This window comes from Gemmiger sp. An50, assembly GCF_002161595.1.
Lineage (GTDB): Bacteria > Bacillota > Clostridia > Oscillospirales > Ruminococcaceae > Allofournierella.
Genome location: NZ_NFID01000003.1, coordinates 293935 through 313864 on the forward strand (window position 1 = coordinate 293935; position 19930 = coordinate 313864).

14 protein-coding genes and 1 tRNA gene are annotated in these 19930 nt (G+C 60.2%); 8 read left to right on the forward strand and 7 right to left on the reverse strand.

Features of this window, described 5'->3' with window-relative positions; all coding sequences use genetic code 11:
* Positions 1 to 248: 248 nt before the first annotated feature.
* The 7 genes from B5G03_RS05085 to B5G03_RS05115 all read left to right on the forward strand — a co-directional run bounded on the left by B5G03_RS05085 (position 249) and on the right by B5G03_RS05115 (position 13321).
* Positions 249 to 3191 (forward strand): beta-glucosidase, encoded by a 2943-nt coding sequence (locus B5G03_RS05085; RefSeq protein ID WP_087180667.1) that lies wholly within the window; start codon positions 249 to 251, stop codon positions 3189 to 3191.
* A gap of 196 nt (positions 3192 to 3387) precedes the next feature.
* Positions 3388 to 5787: a beta-glucosidase family protein gene (locus B5G03_RS05090; RefSeq protein WP_087180668.1), complete on the forward strand. Its 2400-nt coding sequence runs from the start codon at positions 3388 to 3390 to the stop codon at positions 5785 to 5787.
* 49 nt (positions 5788 to 5836) lie between these two features.
* Positions 5837 to 6397, forward strand: a complete 561-nt coding sequence (locus tag B5G03_RS05095) for a GtrA family protein (protein WP_087180669.1) — start codon at positions 5837 to 5839, stop codon at positions 6395 to 6397.
* A 341-nt stretch (positions 6398 to 6738) separates the two neighbouring features.
* Positions 6739 to 8028, forward strand: coding sequence for an adenylosuccinate synthase (locus B5G03_RS05100; protein WP_087180670.1), 1290 nt, complete (start codon positions 6739 to 6741; stop codon positions 8026 to 8028).
* A 74-nt stretch (positions 8029 to 8102) separates the two neighbouring features.
* A complete protein-coding gene (purF, locus tag B5G03_RS05105; RefSeq protein WP_087180671.1) occupies positions 8103 to 9491 on the forward strand; it encodes an amidophosphoribosyltransferase in 1389 nt (462 codons plus the stop codon).
* Positions 9492 to 9749: 258 nt separating this feature from the next.
* Positions 9750 to 11582, forward strand: a complete 1833-nt coding sequence (locus B5G03_RS05110) for an NAD(P)-binding protein (RefSeq protein WP_087180672.1) — start codon at positions 9750 to 9752, stop codon at positions 11580 to 11582.
* Positions 11576 to 13321: a [FeFe] hydrogenase, group A gene (locus B5G03_RS05115; protein WP_087180673.1), complete on the forward strand. Its 1746-nt coding sequence runs from the start codon at positions 11576 to 11578 to the stop codon at positions 13319 to 13321. The genes B5G03_RS05110 and B5G03_RS05115 overlap by 7 nt, the downstream gene beginning before the upstream one ends.
* Before the next feature lie 105 nt (positions 13322 to 13426).
* On the opposite strand, the gene B5G03_RS05120 is transcribed toward B5G03_RS05115, so the two are convergent.
* The 6 genes from B5G03_RS05120 to mscL all read right to left on the reverse strand — a co-directional run bounded on the left by B5G03_RS05120 (position 13427) and on the right by mscL (position 18899).
* Positions 13427 to 15031 carry an ABC-F family ATP-binding cassette domain-containing protein gene (locus B5G03_RS05120; RefSeq protein WP_087180674.1) on the reverse strand — a complete coding sequence of 535 codons (1605 nt, stop codon included), beginning with the start codon at positions 15029 to 15031 and terminating at the stop codon, positions 13427 to 13429.
* Positions 15032 to 15232: 201 nt separating this feature from the next.
* Positions 15233 to 15469: a putative Se/S carrier protein gene (locus B5G03_RS05125; RefSeq protein WP_087180675.1), complete on the reverse strand. Its 237-nt coding sequence runs from the start codon at positions 15467 to 15469 to the stop codon at positions 15233 to 15235.
* Positions 15466 to 16599 carry an aminotransferase class V-fold PLP-dependent enzyme gene (locus B5G03_RS05130; RefSeq protein ID WP_087180676.1) on the reverse strand — a complete coding sequence of 378 codons (1134 nt, stop codon included), beginning with the start codon at positions 16597 to 16599 and terminating at the stop codon, positions 15466 to 15468. The genes B5G03_RS05125 and B5G03_RS05130 overlap by 4 nt, the downstream gene beginning before the upstream one ends.
* Positions 16596 to 17222, reverse strand: a complete 627-nt coding sequence (yedF, locus tag B5G03_RS05135; protein WP_087180677.1) for a sulfurtransferase-like selenium metabolism protein YedF — start codon at positions 17220 to 17222, stop codon at positions 16596 to 16598. Before yedF ends, B5G03_RS05130 begins: the two co-directional genes overlap by 4 nt.
* Before the next feature lie 45 nt (positions 17223 to 17267).
* Positions 17268 to 18296, reverse strand: a complete 1029-nt coding sequence (selD, locus tag B5G03_RS05140) for a selenide, water dikinase SelD (protein WP_087180678.1) — start codon at positions 18294 to 18296, stop codon at positions 17268 to 17270.
* A 171-nt stretch (positions 18297 to 18467) separates the two neighbouring features.
* Positions 18468 to 18899, reverse strand: coding sequence for a large-conductance mechanosensitive channel protein MscL (gene mscL, locus B5G03_RS05145; RefSeq protein ID WP_087180679.1), 432 nt, complete (start codon positions 18897 to 18899; stop codon positions 18468 to 18470).
* Between the two features lie 316 nt (positions 18900 to 19215).
* On the opposite strand from mscL, the gene B5G03_RS05150 reads away from it, so the two are divergent.
* Complete coding sequence (locus B5G03_RS05150; protein ID WP_087180680.1) at positions 19216 to 19617, forward strand: hypothetical protein; 402 nt, start codon at positions 19216 to 19218, stop codon at positions 19615 to 19617.
* A gap of 194 nt (positions 19618 to 19811) precedes the next feature.
* Here the strand turns inward: B5G03_RS05150 and B5G03_RS05155 are convergent.
* Positions 19812 to 19898: transfer RNA gene (locus tag B5G03_RS05155), tRNA-Leu, on the reverse strand.
* Between the last annotated feature and the right edge of the window lie 32 nt (positions 19899 to 19930).

Genomic DNA, 19930 nt, shown 5'->3' on the forward strand with positions numbered 1-19930 from the left:
AAAAGCTGCGATTTGTGAAGAAGCCATGAAATTTGTAAAAAGGATGTGTTAAAATGCATCCAGAAAAACGGGCAGGGCCAAGAGATGGGGCCCGGCTTGTGAAATGACAGCGGCGTGATGAGCCCATGCGGTGCAAACAGGGAATTCACTGCGGCCGACGCGCCGGAAAGGAAGGTGGCTGCGCGCACAGGAAACAGCCTTTTGCAAAGGCGAGTACGCAAGCATTTACATTTTAAGGAGGAAACGAAATGCTGTCTATCAATATTGATGACGTCATCAAAGTTCTTGATTCGATGAAATATCATCTGATCGGATTTGGCGTTGTTCTGGTACTGGCGATCATTGCCATGATCGCTTGTATGAAACTGCCCAAGGCCAAAAAGGCCATGATTCGCTGCCAGGCCGGTCTGGCTATCCTGCTGGCCCTGGTCATTACCGTTAACCTGATCTGCTTTGGCCCCATGTTCACCGTGATCAACCTGGCCATGGGCGGCGGTTCCATCACCGAGGAAAGCATGGCGGAGGCCTATGAGGTCAACACCGAGCTGGTGGGCGAGGGTGTTACTCTGCTGGAGAACAACGGTGCTCTGCCCCTGGCCAGCGGCTCCAATCTGAATGTGTTCGGCTGGGCTTCCACCGCTCCCGTTTACGGCGGCGTTGGTTCCGGTGCCCTGAACGACCAGTACGAAGTGACTGATCTGATCACCGGTCTGAAGAATGCCGGTCTGAATGTGAACGAGGATTTGGTGAACTTCTACGAGACCTATCAGGCCGAGCGTCCCAGCGTTGGCATGTGGGCCCAGGATTGGACTCTGCCCGAGCCCAACGTGAATGCTTACACCGACGAGCTGATGAGCGGCGCCAAGGAATTCTCTGACACTGCTCTGGTCGTGATCTCCCGTCCCGGCGGTGAGAACGCCGATATGCCCACCGATATGGTGTCTGTTGTGGACGGCAGCTGGCTCGAGCGAGATGCCATTACCGGCAACTCCTACTTCAACGGTGTTTATGACGACAGCCTGAATGAGGGCAATGACTGGGATGAAGGCGACCACTACCTGCAGCTGAGCAACCGCGAGGAAGAGATGCTGCAGATGGTCTGCGACAACTTTGATAAGGTGATCGTGCTGATCAACACCAACAACGCTATGGAGCTGGGTTTCCTGAAGGAGTACGGTGTTGACGCTGCGGTGTACGCTCCCTGCCCCGGCCAGAACGGCTTCAATGCAGTGGGCCAGGTGTTTACCGGTGAGGTGAATCCCTCCGGTAAGACCGTGGACACCTTTGTTTACGATCTGTTCAATACCCCCACTGCCAACAACTTTGGCCAGTTTACTTATGACAATATGGATGAGCATGCGGTGGTTACCACCAGCTTCTCCACCGGTGAGCAGAGCACTGCTCTGCCCAGCTTCGTGAACTATGTGGAAGGCATCTACGTGGGCTACAAGTTCTACGAGACTGCTGCGGCAGAAGGCCTGATCGACTACGACTCCACCGTTGTGTATCCCTTCGGCTACGGCCTGTCCTACACCACCTTCTCTCAGGAGATGGGCCCCATCACCGAGAGCGACGGTACCCTGAGCTTCGACGTGACCGTGACCAACACCGGCAGCGTGGCCGGCAAGACCGTTGTGGAGGTTTACTACAATCCTCCCTACACCAACGGCGGCATCGAGAAGGCTTCCGCAAACCTGGTCGCCTTTGACAAGACCGAGATCCTGGAGCCCGGCGCTTCCGAGACTGTGACCATCAGCTTCAAGGCTGAGGATATGGCTTCCTACGACACCTACGGCGCTGCTGCCTACGTGCTGGAGGCCGGCGATTACATCATCAGCATCAACAGCGACTCCCACACTGTTTTGGACAGCGAAGTATACAATGTGCCCAGCACCATCGTGTACAGCGACGGCCGCAGTACCGACAAGACCGCTCCCACCAACCAGTTTGAGAATGTGGAAGGCGACGTAACCTATCTGTCCCGCGCTGACGGTTTTGCCAACTACGCCGAGGCTACCGCTGCTCCTGCCAGCATGTCCATGTCCGAAGAGGATAAGGCTGCCTTCCTGAACAACGCGAACTACGATCCCAACAACTATAACAATCCCGACGATCAGATGCCTACCACCGGCGCCAAGAATGGCCTGCAGCTGGTCGACATGCGCGGCGTAGCTTACGACGACGCTCAGTGGGATACCTTCCTGGATCAGCTGACCGTATCGGAGATGAGCGAACTGATTGCTATGGGCGGTTACCAGACCGCTCCTCTGGCCAGCATCGGTAAGGTTCAGACCTACGACTGTGATGGCCCCGCTTCCATCAACAATAACTTCACCGGTCAGGGCTCCATCGGCTTCGCCGGTACCGTTCTGATGGCTTCCACCTGGAATACCGACACTGTTTACAAGTTCGGTTCCTCCATCGGCCGCATGGCTGATGATCTGGATGTTTCCGGCTGGTATGCTCCCGCCATGAACATCCATCGTTCCGCCTTCAGCGGCCGTAACTTCGAGTACTACTCTGAGGACGGCGTGCTGAGCGGCAAGCTGGCTGCCCAGGCCGTCCAGGGTGCTGAGGAGCACGGCGTGTACGCTTACATCAAGCACTACGCTCTGAACGACCAGGAAACCAACCGCAACAGCATGCTGTGCACCTGGGCCAACGAGCAGTCTATCCGCGAAATTTACCTGAAGCCCTTCGAGCTCTCCGTGAAGGAAGGCGGCGCAGATGCCGTAATGTCCTCCTTCAACTACGTGGGTACCGAGTGGGCCGGCGCTTCCAACGCCCTGTGCAACATCGTCCTGCGTGACGAGTGGGGCTTCGTGGGCATGGTTCTGACCGACTACTTCGGCGTGTACGGCTACATGGATGCTGACCAGGGCATTCGCAACGGCACCGACTTCTGTCTGGTGAACTATCCCACCGAGACCAACTACCTGACCGACACCACCAGCGCCACCGGCATTCTGGCTGCCCGTCAGGCATGTAAGAACATCCTGTACACCGTGGTGAACAGCCGCGCTTACATGGAAGAGAACCTGAACCCCGGTATGCCCACCTGGCAGATCGCCGCCATTGCCATCGACGTTGTGCTGGCTGCTGTGCTGGTCGTGCTGGAGGTTCGCACCGTTAAGGGCTACAGCCGCCGCAAGGCGCAGGAAGCCCAGGCTCAGGCCAACACCGAAGCGTAATGCTTTCCAAGCTTCCTTCGAAGCACAATAACCGGTAACTGACCGGCCGTAATGCCGGGGCCCCGTGTAAATCATGCGGGGCCCCGGTCATGGCCGGCTCCCAGAGAGCGGTTTTCTTCAAAACTGCTTTGTGGGAACCAGCCAATGGACCAACCACGCCCCAAGGCGGGCGCTAGAGAGCAAAGGAGTTAAGCCCATGAAGTACAAAGATTTGATCGATCAGATGACTCTGGAGGAAAAGTGCAGTCTGTTGTCCGGCCGGGATGTATGGACCACCCGTCCCATCGAGCGCTTGGGCATCCCCAGCATCTTTCTGTCCGACGGTCCCACCGGCGTTCGCAAGCAGATGGGCGCAGGCGATCACCTGGGCCTGAATGCCAGTGTACCCGCCACCTGCCTGCCCACCGCTGCCACCATGGCCAACAGCTGGAATCCGGAGCTGAGCCAGGAGGTGGGCCGTCTGGTGGGTGAAGAAGCTGCCAGCCTGGATGTGAACGTGCTGCTGGGCCCCGGCCTGAACATCAAGCGCAGCCCGCTGTGCGGCCGTAACTTCGAGTACTTCTCCGAAGACCCTTATCTGAGCGGCAAGATGGCCGCCGCCTTCGTGCGCGGTGTACAGGAGAACGGCATCTCCGCCTGCCCCAAGCACTTCGCCGCCAACAGCCAGGAGCTGCGCCGCATGGCCAATGACAGCGTGATGGACGAGCGTACCTTCCGCGAGATCTACCTCACCGGCTTTGAAATCGCCGTAAAGGAAGGCCAGCCCAAGACCATCATGAGCGCCTACAACAAGATCAACGGCGTTTACGCCAACGAGAGTAAGCACCTGCTGCAGGAGGTTCTGGTGAACGACTGGGGCTACCAGGGTGCTGTTGTCACCGACTGGGGCGGCTCCAACGACCACGTGGAAGGTGTCCGCGTGGGCAGCCATCTGGAAATGCCCGGCACCGGCGGCGACAGCGACCGTGAACTGGTGGCCGCGGTCAAGGAAGGCCGTCTGAGCATGGATTTGCTGGACCAGCGTGTGGATGAGTTCCTGCGTCTGGTGTTCTCCACCATCAACGCTCCCGCTGCAGGCAAGGAGTTCGACAAGGAAGGTCACCATCAGCTGGCCGCCCATGCCGCTGAGGAGACCGTGGTGCTGCTGAAGAACGAGGGAGACATCCTGCCTCTGGCCGAGGGCACTAAGGTGGCCGTGATCGGCGAGTTTGCCCAGAAGCCCCGTTACCAGGGCGCCGGCTCCAGCCTGGTGAACCCCACCAAGCTGGACACCGCCAATGAGCTGCTGGCGGGCATGCCGCTGCAGTCTGTGGGCTATGCCCAGGGCTACCAGCGCAACAACAAACACGATGAGGCCCTGAAGATGGAGGCTGTGGAGCTGGCCAAGAAGGCAGACGTGGTTCTGCTGTATGTGGGCCTGCCTGAGATCAGCGAGACCGAGGGCCTGGACCGGGATCACATGCGGATGCCGGAAAACCAGGTGGAGCTGCTGGAAGCCGTGGCCGAGGTGAACCCCAATCTGGTGGTGGTACTGTCTGCAGGCAGCCCGGTTGAGATGCCCTGGCTGAACCGCTGCAAGGCTCTGGTCCATGGCTACCTAGGCGGTCAGGCAGGCGCGGGTGCGGTACTGCGTGTGATCACCGGCCAGGTGAACCCCAGCGCCAAGCTGGCCGAGAGCTACCCCATGACCTGTGAGGAAAACCCCTCCAGCCCCTACTACCCGGGCCTGGAGCGCACCAGTGAATACCGCGAGGGCCTGTATGTGGGCTATCGCTACTACGAGACCGCCGGCGTGCCGGTGCGGTTCCCCTTCGGCTTCGGCCTGTCCTACACCACCTTCGCGTACAGCGACCTGAAGGTGAGCGAGAAGGAGGTAACCTTCACCCTGACCAATACCGGCAAGCGGGACGGCGCCGAGGTGGCCCAGCTGTATGTGGGCTGCAAAGGTGGCAAGGTGTTCCGCCCTGCCAAGGAGCTGAAGGGCTTCGCCAAGGTGTTCCTAAAGGCGGGCGAGAGCAAGACCGTAACCATCCAGTTGGACGACAAGGCCTTCCGTTACTTTGATGTGAAGACCGACTCCTGGCAGGTGGAGGGCGGCGTGTACCAGCTGATGGTGGGCGCCAGCGTGGCCGATATCCGCCTGGAGGGCGAGGTCACCGTACAGGGCACTGGCGCTGCCTGCCCCTACGATCCCGCTCAGCTGGAATGCTACTACACCGGCAAGGTCACTCAGGTGCCCGATGCGCAGTTCGAAGCTCTGCTGGGTCATCCCATTCCGGAATCCGGCTGGGACGCCAGCGGCCTGCTGGGCATGAACGATGCCATCTGCCAGATGTACTACGCCAAGAGCCCGCTGGCCCGTCTAGTCTACAAGATCCTGACCCATCTGAAAGACAAGAGCATCGCCAAAGGTGAGCCGGATCTGAACATCCTGTTCATCTACAACATGCCCTTCCGCGGCATTGCCAAGATGACTGGCGGCGCGGTGACCATGGATATGGCCCGCTGCATGGTGACCATGGTGAACGGCCACTTCTTCAAGGGTCTGGGCGGTTTGATCAAGGCATTCTTTGCCGGCCGCAAGGCGCAGAAGTAAAACGGAGCAGACCAGTGGAGTCTGATAAAATTGAGGGGGATATAGATAAATGAATTTCTGGAATGATTTTGCTGCCAAGCATCCGGCGGCAGCCAAATGGGTCCGTGAGGGCGGCCTGTTCGTGATCGTCAGCAATCTGATCACCGTGTTCAAATACCTGATGCTGCAGTTCCTGCCCGCCGCCTTTGCCGGTCTGGGCGACGCCAGTTTCGGCTGGCCCGGCATCCCGCTGACCCTGTTCGGCGAGACCTTTGAGTGGAACATCCTGGGCTACGACCAGGCGCACGGCGGCCTTGCCTACTTCTGTGCCTACATGGTTGCTATGGTGATCGGCGAGTGCATCAACTTCCCCATCCAGCGCAACTTTGTGTTCCGTTCTCACGGCAAGCTGGGTCCGCAGATTGCCTGGTATCTGGTGGCGTTCTGCATCATTACCTGCATCGTGAACTCCATCAACTGCATCTGGGTGGCTGTGGCCGGTCTGCTGGTGCCGGACTTCATTTACAACATCGGCACCACCGTGCTCAACGGCGGCATTTCCATGGTGGTATTCTTCTTCGTCAACAAGATCATCTTCCCCTCCGCGGAAGCCGAGCCGAAAAAGGCCTGATCTTCCACTGACGGGATGATCCCGGAATAGCAAAGCGGCCCGCCCCTGTGTGTAAACCACAGGGCGGGCCGCTTTTTTGCGGACGGAACAGAGCAAAAACGCCCGCTCTGCCGCGCAGAAGGGAAGAGCATTCAGAAAAAATAAGCGGCGCATTTCTGGCAAATTATTGACATGGCCCCCGCCGGGATGGTAGAATTTTAAAGTGAATAAAGACGTTCACAAAGCGCTGCAAAGGCAGATTGTGGGCGTCTTTGTTTGTGTGAAAGGCTCGTCTGGCCGCGCAGCTGCAAAGCGGCCAGGCTTTGAGGCAATCAGCCAAGGGACAAAGGAGCAAGGGATTTATGTTAACTGCAATCACCGGAATCAACTGGGGCGACGAGGGCAAGGGCCGCATGGTGGACCTGCTCAGCCAGGAATACAACATCGTGGTACGCTATCAGGGCGGCAACAACGCCGGCCACACCGTGGTCACCCCCGAAGGAAAGTTCGTGCTGAATCTGCTGCCCAGCGGCATTCTGCGGCCGGACGTGGTGTGCGTTATGGGCAACGGCATGGTCATCGACCCCGCCCATCTGGAGAAGGAGATCGCCGCACTGCGGGCGCAGGGCATCCAGATCGATCCCAGCCATCTGAAGATCAGCGACCGGGCCACCATCTGCATGCCTTACCATGTGGCGGAGGACGGCCTGGAGGAGGACCGCCTGTCCAAGAGCGGCAACCAGTTCGGCTCCACCCGCCGGGGCATCGCCTACTCCTACGGCGACAAGTTCATGAAGAAGACTCTGCGCATGGGCGATCTGCTCAACCTGGACCAGTCCGTGAAGGACCGGCTGGCCACCATCGTGGAGTGGAAGAACCTGACCATGGAAAAAGTCTACGGCCAGCAGCCCATCGACCTGGAAGAGATGTGGGCCTGGTGCCAGAAGTACGCCGAGCTGTTCAAGGATTACATCTGCGACGCGGGCGCCTTCCTGGATAAGGCGGACCGCGAGGGCCAGAAGATCCTGTTCGAGGCTCAGCTGGGCGCGCTGCGCGACATCGACTTCGGCATCTACCCCTTCACCAGCTCTTCCAATGTGATCGGCAGCTACGCGCCCATCGGCGCGGGCATCCCCGGCCACAAGCTGCACAAGAGCATCGGCATCATGAAGGCCTACTCCAGCTGCGTGGGCGAGGGCCCCTTCACCGCCGAGCTGGCCATGACCGAGGAAGAGAAGAACGCCCTGCGTGAGGCGGGCCATGAGTTCGGCGCGGCCACCGGCCGTCCCCGCCGTGTGGGTCCCTTCGATGTGGTGGCAAGCCGCTACGGCGTGTTCTGCCAGGGCGCGGACGAGCTGGCTCTTACCCTGCTGGATGTGCTGGATTATATGGAAGAGATCCCCGTGGTGGACAAGTACCTGGTGAACGGGGAAGAGGTCGACCGCTTCCCCATGGGCGAAGCGCTGGACAACGCCAAGCCGGTGGTGAAGTACCTGCCCGGCTGGCACTGCGATATCACTGCCTGCCGCACCTGGGAGAGCCTGCCCCAGGCCGCCAAGGACTATGTGGAGTATCTGGAAAAGGCCGTTGGCTGCAAGATCAAGTATGTTTCTGTGGGCGCTGCCCGCGACGCATACCTGGTGCGTGAGTAACTGTTTATAAATGCGCCGGCCCGGTAATCATTACCGGGCCGGTTTATCTGTTTCAAGGGGGTAAAAGTAACACTATGGGAGAGTATCTGGATAAGGGTCTGCACGAGGAATGCGGTGTGTTTGGCGTATACCGCCAGAGCGACGCGGCACATCTGACTTATTTCGGCCTGCATGCGCTGCAGCACCGCGGCCAGGAGGGCGCGGGCATCGCCGTGGCAGACGGCAAGACCGTGCGCTGCCGGAAGGGCAAGGGCCTGCTGAGCGATGTGTTCGGCCGCAATGATCTGGACGGAATGACCGGCAAGAACGCCATCGGCCATGTGCGCTACGGCACTGCCGGCGGCGGCGAGGTGGAAAACGTGCAGCCCATCGTATCCCGCCTGGCCAACGGCGGCGCGCTGGCGGTGGCCCACAACGGTCAGATCGCCAATGCCGCCGAGCTGCGCAAGGAGCTGGAGGACAAGGGCAGTATCTTCTGGGGCTCGTCGGACAGCGAGATTATCCTGCACCTGCTGCAGGGCACCAAGGGCCCGCTCATCGAGAAGATCAAGCAGGCCTGCAACCGTCTGGACGGCGCCTTCGCCTTTTTGATTCTTACCGAAAAGAATCTCTACGCCGTGCGAGACAAGAATGGCCTGCGGCCCCTGTCGCTGGCCAAGCAGGGCGACGGCTGGTGTGTTTCCAGCGAGAGCTGCGCCTTCGACATCGTGGGCGCGCATCTGGTGCGGGACGTGCGCCCCGGTGAGATCGTGAAGATCTCCGCCGCCGGTCTGGAGAGCTGCTTCTACACCGAGGAGACCAGCTGCAACCTGTGTGCCATGGAATACATCTACTTCTCCCGCCCGGACTCGGTGCTGGAGGGGCAGAACGTGCACGGCGTGCGACGTGAGTGCGGCCGCCTGCTGGCTCAGGAGGACCTGGACAACTTCTTCAAGGCCGACATCGTGGTGGGCGTGCCGGATTCCTCCCTGTCCGCTGCGGCGGGCTACAGCGAGGCCATCGGCCTGCCCAACGAGATGGGCCTGATCAAGAACCGCTATGTGGGCCGTACCTTCATCCAGCCCACCCAGGCCCAGCGCGATCTGGGTGTGCGGCTCAAGCTGTCCGCCAACGTGCCGGTGGTGCGGGGCAAGCGGGTGGTCCTGGTGGACGACTCCATCGTGCGCGGCACCACCTCCAAGCGGATCGTGGCCCTGCTGCGTCAGGCGGGCGCCACCGAGGTGCACCTGCGCATCGCTGCTCCGGCCATCAAGTATCCCTGCTTCTACGGCGTGGATATGTCCACCCGGGCCGAGCTGGCCAGCGCCAGCCTGGAGCCGGACGTGCTGGCCAAGGTGCTGGGCGCAGACTCCCTGCGCTTTTTGAGCGTGGATGACCTGAAGCAGGCCTGCGGTTGCCAGGGTCTGTGCACTGCCTGCTTCGACGGCAGCTATGTGACTCCGCTCTACAGCAACAAAGTCTGAGAAAAATATCACAAGCATTTCTTTGAGACCATTGCAAAATGGGGCTTTTTCCTCTAGAATGAAGAGGGAAAAGCCCCATTTTTTTATAAAAATGCAGAAAAGATCTAAAAAATTGCACAGAAAACAAAAACACTAATTGTTCGGTTTGCACGAAAAGTTTTCAAAAACTTGTTTTAAAATTATCATTTATTGCCCCGGATACTTTGTTGTGGTAAAATCAAACCAGAAAATAAAAGTATTACTTTTGCGGAGGATGGTATGAGCAGATTGGAAATGCCGACCCCTAGCAGGTCGCAATTGGTGATCGAACAGTTGTACAAGGAATTGGAACGCCGCATTGAGGCCAGTCCTCCGGGTCTTTGCCCGGTGGACCTCACCCGCGCGTTCCTGGAACTGTGCCACGCGCAAACCTGCGGCAAGTGCGCGCCCTGCCGCATCGGCCTGTTGCAGCTCAAGCACCTGATCACAGACGTGCTGAACGGCAAGGCCACCATGGAGACCCTGACCCTGATGGAGAACACGGCCCTTTCCATCATGGAATCCGCCGACTGTGCCATCGGCTACGAGGCGGCCCGCATGGTTTACCAGAGCCTGATCGGCTGCCGTGACGACTACGAGCAGCACATTCGGGTGGGCCGTTGTACCTGTACTTACAGCCAGCCGGTGCCCTGTGTCACCCTGTGCCCGGCTCATGTGGACATCCCCGGCTACATTGCCCTGGTCCGCGAAGGCCGTCATGCGGATGCGATCCGCCTGATCCGCAAGGACAACCCGTTCCCCACCACCTGCGGCTTTATCTGCGAGCACCCCTGCGAAGCCCGCTGCCGCCGCAACATGGTGGACGACGCCATCAACATCCGCGGCCTGAAGCGGGTCGCGGCTGACCGTGCGGGCCATGTTCCCCCGCCGAAGAACGCTCCCTCCACCGGCAAGACCGTCGCCGTGGTGGGCGGCGGCCCCGGCGGCCTGTCCGCTGCTTACTATCTGCAGCTGATGGGCCATCAGGTGACCGTGTTCGAGATGCTGCCTCAGCTGGGCGGCATGCTGCGCTACGGCATCCCCAACTACCGTCTGCCCAAGGAGCGGCTGGACGATGACATCCAGGCCATTCTGGAGACCGGCGTGCAGGTGGAATTCGGCAAGCGCATCGGCCGGGATATCACCATCGAAGAGCTGCGCAAAACCTACGACGCTGTGCTGGTGAGCATCGGCGCCAGCACCGATAAGAAGTTGGGCATGGAGCACGAGGACGCCCCCGGCGTGGTCTCTGCAGTGGAGTTCCTGCGCACCGTGGGCCAGGGCGAGCCCATGGACCTGAACGGCCAGGAAGTGGCCGTTGTGGGCGGCGGCAACGTGTCCATGGACGCGGTGCGCACCGCCGTGCGCCTGGGCGCCAAGAAGGTGAGCATTGTCTACCGCCGCCGCGTGGCGGATATGACCGCTCTGCCCGCCGAGATCGAGGGCGCCATGGCGGAAGGCGTGGAGATTCGCACCCTGCAGGCTCCCTCCCGCATCGAGACCGATGAAAACGGCCATGTGAAGGGCCTGTGGACCACACCTCAGATGATCAGCGCCATCCGCGACGGCCGCGCCAGCGTGAAGGCCAGTGGGGAAGAGGAGCAGTTCATTCCCTGCACCACCCTCATCGTGGCGGTGGGCCAGAGCATCGAGACCAAGCACTTCCAGGAGGCCGGCCTGCCGGTGGAGCGGGGCAAGATCCTCACCGAAAATTCCGGCGGCTTCTCCGACATTCCCGGCGTGTTCGCCGGCGGCGACTGCGCCACTGGTCCTGCCACTGTGATCAAGGCCATTGCGGCGGCCAAGGTCGTGGCGGCCAACATCGACGAATACCTGGGCTACAACCACAAAATCACCTGCGACGTGGAGATCCCCGAGCCCGATCTGGCCGACAAGAGCCCCTGCGGCCGCGTGGAGCTCACCGAGCGCCAGGCCTGTGAGCGTGTTCATGATTTCGAGGGCGTGGAAAACTGCATGACCGATAAGGAAGCCTGCCAGGAGGCCGGACGCTGCCTGCGCTGCGATCACTTCGGCTTCGGTCTGTTCAAAGGAGGAAGAGAAAAGGTATGGTAAACCTGACAATTGACGGGCTGGCCATCCGCGCGCCCAAGGGCACGACCATCATGGAGGCGGCCGCGCAGAATAATATCGCAATCCCCAAGCTGTGCTTTTTGAAGGAAATCAACGAGATCGCCGCCTGCCGCGTGTGCGTGGTGGAGCTGGAAGGCAAGGAGCGGCTGATCACCGCCTGCAATAACGTGGTGGAAGAGGGTATGGTGATCTACACCAACAGCCCCAAGGTCCGCCGCGACCGGCGCAACACTGTGCAGCTGATTCTTTCCCAGCACGACTGCAAGTGCGCCACCTGCTTCCGCAACGGTAACTGTGCGCTGCAGAACATTGCCAGCGATCTGAACATCCACGAGCTGCCCTTTGAGGAGCGTCTGGAGCGTCAGCCCTGGGACCAGAATTTCCCCCTGATCCGGGATTCCGCCAAGTGCATCAAGTGCATGCGCTGCGTGCAGATCTGCGATAAGGTCCAGAGCCTGAACATCTGGGATCTGGAAGGCACCGGTTCCCGTTCCACCATCAACGTCACCGGTCACCGCACCATCGGCGAGGCGGATTGCTCGCTGTGCGGCCAGTGCATCACCCATTGCCCGGTGGGCGCGCTGCATGAGCGCGACGACACGGAGCAGGTCTGGCAGGCCATCGCCGACCCGAAGAAGGTCGTGGTGGCGCAGGTTGCCCCCGCCGTTCGCGCGGCCTGGGGCGAGCAGCTGGGCCTTGCCCGGGACGAGGCCACCGTGGGCAAGATCATGGACAGCCTCAAGCGGATGGGTGTGGACTATGTGTTCGACACCACCTTCTCCGCCGACCTGACCATCATGGAAGAAGGCACCGAGTTCCTGGGCCGCTTCACCCGCGGCGAGACCAAGGAGAAGCCCATGTTCACCTCCTGCTGCCCGGGCTGGATTCGGTTCATCAAGTCCCAGTATCCTCACCTGGTGCCGCAGCTGTCCACCGCAAAGAGCCCCCAGCAGATGTTCGGCGCGGTGATGAAATCCTACTTTGCACAGTCCATCGGCCGCTCTCCCGAGGACATCTACACCCTGTCCATCATGCCCTGTGTGGCCAAGAAGGGCGAGCGGAACATGGAGCTGTTCGACGGCGAGTACGCGGGCCACGATGTGGACGCGGTGCTCACCACCCGTGAGCTGGTGCGCATGATGCGCTCGGCCCACATCCGGCCGGACACCCTGGTCGACCGTCCCTGCGATGCTCTGATGCAGGCAGGCAGCGGTGCAGGCGTGATCTTCGGCGCCACCGGCGGCGTAATGGAAGCCGCCCTGCGTACCGCCTACTATGTGGTGATGGGCGAGAACCCGCCCGCGGACGCCTTTAAGCAGGTGCGCAGCCAGGGCCAGGGCACCGGCGTAACCACTGCTGAGTTCCATCTGGGCGACGCTGTGGTGCGCACTGCCGTGGTAAGCGGTCTGGGCAACACCCGTCGCTTGCTGGAGCAGATTGAAAAGGGCGAAGTGGCCTATGACTTCGTGGAAGTCATGGCCTGCCCCGGCGGCTGTGTGGGCGGCGGCGGTCAGCCCATCCACGACGGTGAGGAACTTGCCTTTGAACGCGGCAAAAATCTCTACGCGCTGGACAGCAGCGCCGCGCTGCGCTTCTCCCACGAGAATCCGGATGTGCGGCGGCTGTATGCCGATTATCTGGGCGAGCCCATGAGCCATCGGGCACACCAGCTGCTCCACACCGACCACAATGCCTGGACCATGCCTCGCAGACAACGTTAACAGCCATTCCAACCTCCAATAAAAGCAGCACCCGCCTCCGGAACTTCCGGAGGCGGGTGCTGCTTTTTTGTGTTTTATGGAACGAAGAAGGGAAGAAGACCCGGCTTACAGGCCCCGCTCCTTCTTCCAGGCCAGGAATTCCTCAAAACTGCCGGTGCGGTCCAGGCAGCCCTCCTGACCCAGGGGAATCTCGATGATCCGGTTGGCGATCTCGTCGATGAACTGGTGGTCGTGAGAAGAGAAGAGCAGGTTGCCCTTGAAGGAAGCCAGGCCGTTGGACAGCGCCTGGATGCTTTCCAGATCCAGGTGGTTGGTGGGCTGGTCCAGCACCAGAATGTTGGAGTGGGCCATCATCATGCGGGAGAGCATGCAGCGCACCTTCTCGCCGCCGCTCAGCACCGACGCAGGCTTGTAGACCTCGTCACCGGAGAAGAGCATCCGGCCCAGGAAACCGCGCAGGAAGGTCTCGGTGGGGTCCGGGCTGTACTGGCGCAGCCACTCGATCAGGTTGCCCTCGAAGCCGTCGAAGAAGGCGGAGTTGTCCTGAGGGAAGTAGCTCTGGCTAGTGGAAACGCCCCACTTGAAGCTGCCGGAATCCGGCTCCATCTCGCCCATCAGGATCTTGAACAGGGCGGTCATGCCCACCTCGTTGTCGCCCACCAGAGCGATCTTGTCGTTCTTGTTCATGGTGAAGGTCACGTTGTCCAGAACCTTCACACCGTCCACGGTTTTAGTCAGACCCTGCACGAACAGAATATCCTTTCCGGCCTCACGCTCCGGGTCAAAGCCCACGAAGGGATAACGGCGGGAGGAAGCGGGCATCTCCTCCAGCTGGATGGAGTCCAGAATCTTTTTGCGGCTGGTGGCCTGCTTGGACTTGGACTTGTTGGCGGAGAAGCGCTGAATGAAGGACTGCAGCTCCTTGATCTTCTCTTCCTTCTTCTTGTTCTGGTTGCGGATCAGCTGCTGCATCAGCTGGCTGGACTCGTACCAGAAATCGTAGTTGCCCGCGTACATCTGCACCTTATTGTAGTCGATGTCCACGATGTGGGTGCACACGGCGTTCAGGAAGTGACGGTCGTGGCTGACCACGATGATGGTGCCGTAGTAATCCATCAGGAACTCTTCCAGCCAGTCGATGGACTCAATGTCCAGGCCGTTGGTGGGCTCGTCCAGCAGGATGATGGAGGGCTGGCCGAACAGGGCCTGTGCCAGCAGCACCTTCACCTTCTGGCGGCCGTCCAGCGCGTCCATCTGGGCGTAGTGCAGGTCGGTGGGCAGGCCCAGGCCGCTCAGCAGTTGGTTGACCTCGGTCTCGGCATCCCAGCCGCCCATCTCGGCAAATTCCGCTTCCAGCTCACCGGCGCGCTCGCCGTCCGCCTCGGAGAAATCCTCCTTGGCATACAGCTCGTCCTTTTCCTTCATGATGTCGTACAGGCGGCGGTTGCCCATGATGACGGTCTCCATCACCGAGAACTCGTCATACTTGTAGTGGTCCTGTTCCAGCACGCTCATCCGGTCATCCGGACCGATGGACACACTGCCGCTGGTGGGCTCGATCACGCCGGAGATGATCTTCAGCAGGGTGGACTTACCGGCGCCGTTGGCACCGATGATACCGTAGCAGTTGCCCGGCACAAAATTCAGGTTCACATTCTTGTACAGATAGTTGCCCTGAAACTGCAAACTTACGTCATTTACAGAAAGCATAATAACCTCGCTTATCCTTCGTTTTCTTATAATAGAACAGTATGCTTGAAATAAATTTTGAAAAGTCGGTATAGACCAATCTATTATACATGAAAACGAACAAAAAAAGAAGCCCTAATTCCGAAAGAGTTGCACAGAGGGGTAACAAAAAACGCAGCGCTGTTGCATGAGCGCTGCGTGTGAATATGGAATGTTGAATCATTAGATGATCAGCTCATATAGGCTGGCCCCTGCAATGCCCTCCCGGGCCAGCAGGGCACTGGCGGCGTCCCGGCTGGCGGGGTCGTCCCGCCAGGCAAGGCCGCAGCCTGCTGTGATGGCGGTGGGCACCGGGATCAGCCGACCGGTCAGGCCCGCCGCGGGAGCGGCGGCCTCAAAGGCGAGGGCCGCCGCGGTGGTGTCAAAGGCGATCACAAGCTGTAGGCTTCTGGGTCTCATTCTTCCTCCCTGCAAAGGGTGTCCACGGCGCGAATAGCCGCGTCCACCTCTTCTTCCGCGTTGAAATAGCCGAAGCTGAACCGCACCGCACCCTGGGCCACCGTGCCCAGGGCTTCATGGATCAGAGGTGCGCAGTGGGCCCCCGGGCGGGTGAGAATGCCGAACCGCTGGGCCAGCTCATCACTCACCAGCGAGGAATCCCAGTCACCCAGGTTCAGCGCCACGATGGGCGAACGCTCGGCGGTGGAAAAATCCCCGTAGCATTTCACTCCGGGCAGGTCTTTTACACCCTGGTAAAACCGGTTTGCCAGGGCCTGTTCCCGGCGGCGAATCACATCCAGGCCGGTTTCTTCCAGCCATTCCAGTGCTGCCGCCAGTCCGGCAATGCCGTGACCGTTCAAGGTGCCTGCTTCCAGTGCGGTGGGCATCTGAGCGGGATGCTCCCGGTCAAAGCTGTGTACGCCGCTGCCGCCCACGTAAAGGGGAGACAGCCGCAGCCGGGGCGAAACACACAGTCCGCCGGTGCCCTGGGGGCCCAGCAGGCTTTTGTGGCCGGTGAAGCAGAGTACGTCGATGCCCATGGCCTGCATGTCGATGGCAAAGCAGCCCGCCGTTTGGGAGGCATCCAGAACAAAGGGCACTCCATGGGCAGCACAGGCCGCACCGATGCGGCCAATGTCCACCAGATCGCCAGTCACGTTGGAGGCGTGGGTGCAGACCACCAGCTTGGTGTCCGGCCGGAAAGTGGCTTCCAATCCCTCCAGCGAGAGACGGCCGTTTTCGTCCGTAGGCAGAATGGTCAGCTCCGCCCCGCTGCGATAAAGCGGGCGCAATACGCTGTTGTGGTCCAGCGCGGTGGCAATGGCGTGCCCGCCCTCTGCCAGCAGGCTGGAGATGGCAATGTTCAGCGCCGCGGTGGAATTGGCGGTGAAGGCCACCTGCTGAGCGCCATAGCCGTGGAACAGCCGGTCGATGCGGCTGCGGGCTTCGTGAATGGTGCGCCCGGCGGCCAGGCTTGCTGCATGTGCGCCCCGGCCGCAGTTGCCCATCCCGTTCATGGCTTCGGCCACCGCCTGCACCACGCAGTCGGGCCGGTGCAGGCTGGTGGCGGCGTTGTCCAGATAGATCACGGCCGGACCACCCGGGCCGCACCCATCAGCTTCTCCGCAATGGCGTACATGTTGGTCACGCTGCCCACCGCCATCTGCTCAGTGAGACCGTAGTGGTTCAGGCAGGTGCCGCAGGTCATGATCTCCACACCCTGGCTTTCCAGCAGCTTCAGATCGGCCAGCGTGGGCGCGCCCTCCACCGAGAGCTTGGCCCCGCCGTTGTACAGCAGAATGGTGTCCGGCAGAATGTCCTGCTCGGTGAGGGCGTAGACGAAGGCCTTCATCAGCGCTTTGCCCAGCACCGGGTCGCCGCTGCCCATTTCATCGCTGGACAGCACCACCACAGTGCCCTTGGCGCGAGCATCCGGAATGCAGGCGGGGGCCTCTTCCGTTGCGGGAGCCTGCGCGGCGGCCAGGCTTTCTTCAGTGAGGGCCAGTACGACCTCGTAGTGGTCGGAGGCCAGGGTACGGCTTTCGGCGGCCAGCTTTTTCTGGCCGGCCATCTTCAAAAGATTCTGCACCGCGATGGCGTTATCCACCGATACGGTCACGGTGTCGCCCGCGCTCATCTGGGCCAGCACCTTTTTGGTTTCCACAACGGGGATGGGGCAGGGTTTGCCCATGGCGTTTACCTGATATTGCATTTTATAAAACCTCGATTCCAGTGAAGAGTGAAAAGTGAATAGGGGTCATTCCGTGACGCGGATAACACCGGGATGCTCGTTGGTCACATAGCCGATGATGCCGCAGCCAAGGCCCAGAGCCTGCACGGCGGCCAGGGCTTCCTCGGCCCGATCTGCGGGAACGCTGACCAGCAGACCGCCGGAGGTCTGGGGGTCGAAGAGCAGCTCCTCCACCGCGAAGGGGGCGGATTCAAACTCCACCTTGCCCTCCAGATGGTTCCGGTTGCGCTGGGCGGCCGCGGTGAGCAGGAACTCGTCCGCGTATTCCAGGGCCTGGGGAATGTGGGGCAACGCCTTCCAGTGCAGCTGTGCGCCGCAGCGCCCGGCCAGCATCTCGTTCAGATGGCCCAGCAGGCCGAAGCCGGTCACGTCGGTGCAGGCGTGGGGCTCAAAGGGTGCCAGCGCCTCGGAGGCGTATTTGTTCAGAGTGGTCATGCTGGAAATAGCCGCCGCCATTGCTTCCTCGCTGGCCTGGCTCACCCGGCTGGCGGTGCACACGATGCCCACGCCCAGGGGTTTGGTGAGGATCAGCGCGTCGCCGGGCTGGCAGGCGTTGTTCTCCAGCACCTTGTCCGGGTGGATGATGCCGGTGACCGACAGGCCGTATTTCACATCACTGTCCGCGATGGAATGGCCGCCCGCCAGGATGCCGCCTGCCTCCCGCACCTTCTCCGCGCCGCCCTGCAAAATGCGGCCCAGAATGTTCAGGTCCATCTTTTCGGGGAAGCACACGATGTTCAGCGCGGTTTTTACCGTGCCGCCCATGGCGTAGATGTCACTGAGGGCGTTGGCCGCGGCAATCTGGCCGAAGATGTAAGGGTCCTCCACCATGGGCGGGAAGAAGTCCAGCGTCTGTACCATGGCGATGTCGTCGGTGAGCTTGTAGACGGCGGCGTCGTCCGAGTGGTCAAAGCCCACCAGCAGGTTCGGGTCGGTAAAGGGGGGCAGCTTTTCCAGCACATGGGCCAGCGCGCCGGGGCCCAGCTTGGCGGTGCAGCCGCCGCCCTTGCAGAATACGATCGGTTGTTCATTCATAACAATAACGCTCCCTGAAAAATCGGCCCCGCCGCGGCAGGGCCGTTCTTGCTTGTTATTATAAGAATAAAGCGAAACCGCCCAAAAGTAAAGCCTGTTCCAGAGCAAATCCCCGCAGAAGAGACAAAAAATACCCCGGTTTCGCAAATTTCCAAAACCGGGGCCGGTATGTCAATTCTTAGAGGCGTGCTGTTCTGCCTGGGCCCGCAGCAGATCGCGGATTTCGGTCAGCAGTTCCTCACTGGTGGGAGCGGGAGGTGTGGCAGGGGTCTGGGCAGCGTCCTCCTTCTTTTTCTCGATGCGCAGCTTGGTCATCAGCTTCACTGCGCAGAACACGCAGAAGGCCAGGATGATGAATTCCACCACCGTCTGGATGAAGTTGCCGTAGGCCAGCACCACCTCGTTGCCGCCTGCACGGAATACATAGGAAAGAACGGTGAAGTTCACCTGACCGGTGGCCAGGCTGATCAGCGGCATGACCACATCGTTCACCAGGCTGGTCACGATTTTGCTGAACGCGCCGCCAACCACAACGCCGACGGCCATGTCGATCACATTGCCGCGCATGGCGAATTCCTTGAATTCCTTCAAAAACTGTTTCATAAAGGTTCTCCTTTGAGGATTGATTCTGTAACCGCCCGGCGGCTGGCCGGGCAGACTTATCATATCATATTTACAAAGGAGGGAAAAGGGGCCAAACGGACAGAATGTGCGTTCTTTCGAGCCAGGCTGCACCATCCGTTCAAATGACGCATAGGCTGGGGCATCCAGATCAGAACAATGGGGGGACGATATGATGAGATGCAATCGACCGGAGCACAGCAGACAGGAAGGGGAGCGGCAGTGTCCTCGCCCGCGTCCGGGCTGTTGCTGCTGCCGGGGGCCGCAGGGAGAACCAGGTCCGCAAGGGGAAAACAGCGTGCTTGCCGCTGCCTCTTTCTTTGCCTTTGAGCGGCGGTTTGAAAATGGGAAACCAGTTCCGCTGGTCACGGGTATGGAAGACGAGACCGGTCAGATCCAGCTGATGGGCGAAACAGCGATCCTGCTGGAGCCGGGGCGGTATGCGGTGTGGTATACGCTGTCCGCCGTATTGGAAGAGGCGGGCTACTTGCAGGTGACCCCTTCGCAGCAGGGCAGCCCGCTGCTGGCTTATGGAGTGTATGGCAAAACGGCGGATGCACTGGTCACCGCGGGCGGAACAAATTTTTTGCTTCTGCAGGCGGAAGAAACCAGTGTTTTGCAGCTGAACTACAACAGCAATGTGGTCAGTCGGTCCGGCGCAGCGTCGGTGATGGTGTGGAAGCTGGCTGAGCCTGGCTGAACCATTTGCCAGTTGCAAAACAGGGGAAAGCATGAAAAACGCCCGGCTCAGTCCGCCGGGCGTTTGCGTTGATGCGATGAAGGAAAAATTCGATTCACTTTCCAAAATCCCGAGCAGGCGGCAAAAGTTTGTGAAGAGTGAATAGTGAATAGTGAAAAAGGAAAAATCCCGAACGCTTTCGCATTCGGGATTTTTGGTGCGGATGAAGGGACTTGAACCCCCACGGTATCGCTACCACTAGAACCTGAATCTAGCGCGTCTGCCAATTCCGCCACATCCGCATATTCTCTTTCGCTTTGGCTGTTCACCTCAG

Bases quoted from the DNA above. Each gene is read 5' to 3' on its own strand.
- B5G03_RS05085 (WP_087180667.1), top strand. From the start codon at position 249: ATGCTGTCTATCAATATTGATGACGTCATCAAAGTTCTTGATTCGATG.
- B5G03_RS05090 (WP_087180668.1), top strand. From the start codon at position 3,388: ATGAAGTACAAAGATTTGATCGATCAGATGACTCTGGAGGAAAAGTGC.
- B5G03_RS05095 (WP_087180669.1), top strand. From the start codon at position 5,837: ATGAATTTCTGGAATGATTTTGCTGCCAAGCATCCGGCGGCAGCCAAA.
- B5G03_RS05100 (WP_087180670.1), top strand. From the start codon at position 6,739: ATGTTAACTGCAATCACCGGAATCAACTGGGGCGACGAGGGCAAGGGC.
- purF (WP_087180671.1), top strand. From the start codon at position 8,103: ATGGGAGAGTATCTGGATAAGGGTCTGCACGAGGAATGCGGTGTGTTT.
- B5G03_RS05110 (WP_087180672.1), top strand. From the start codon at position 9,750: ATGAGCAGATTGGAAATGCCGACCCCTAGCAGGTCGCAATTGGTGATC.
- B5G03_RS05115 (WP_087180673.1), top strand. From the start codon at position 11,576: ATGGTAAACCTGACAATTGACGGGCTGGCCATCCGCGCGCCCAAGGGC.
- B5G03_RS05120 (WP_087180674.1), bottom strand. From the start codon at position 15,031: ATGCTTTCTGTAAATGACGTAAGTTTGCAGTTTCAGGGCAACTATCTG.
- B5G03_RS05125 (WP_087180675.1), bottom strand. From the start codon at position 15,469: ATGAGACCCAGAAGCCTACAGCTTGTGATCGCCTTTGACACCACCGCG.
- yedF (WP_087180677.1), bottom strand. From the start codon at position 17,222: ATGCAATATCAGGTAAACGCCATGGGCAAACCCTGCCCCATCCCCGTT.
- selD (WP_087180678.1), bottom strand. From the start codon at position 18,296: ATGAATGAACAACCGATCGTATTCTGCAAGGGCGGCGGCTGCACCGCC.
- mscL (WP_087180679.1), bottom strand. From the start codon at position 18,899: ATGAAACAGTTTTTGAAGGAATTCAAGGAATTCGCCATGCGCGGCAAT.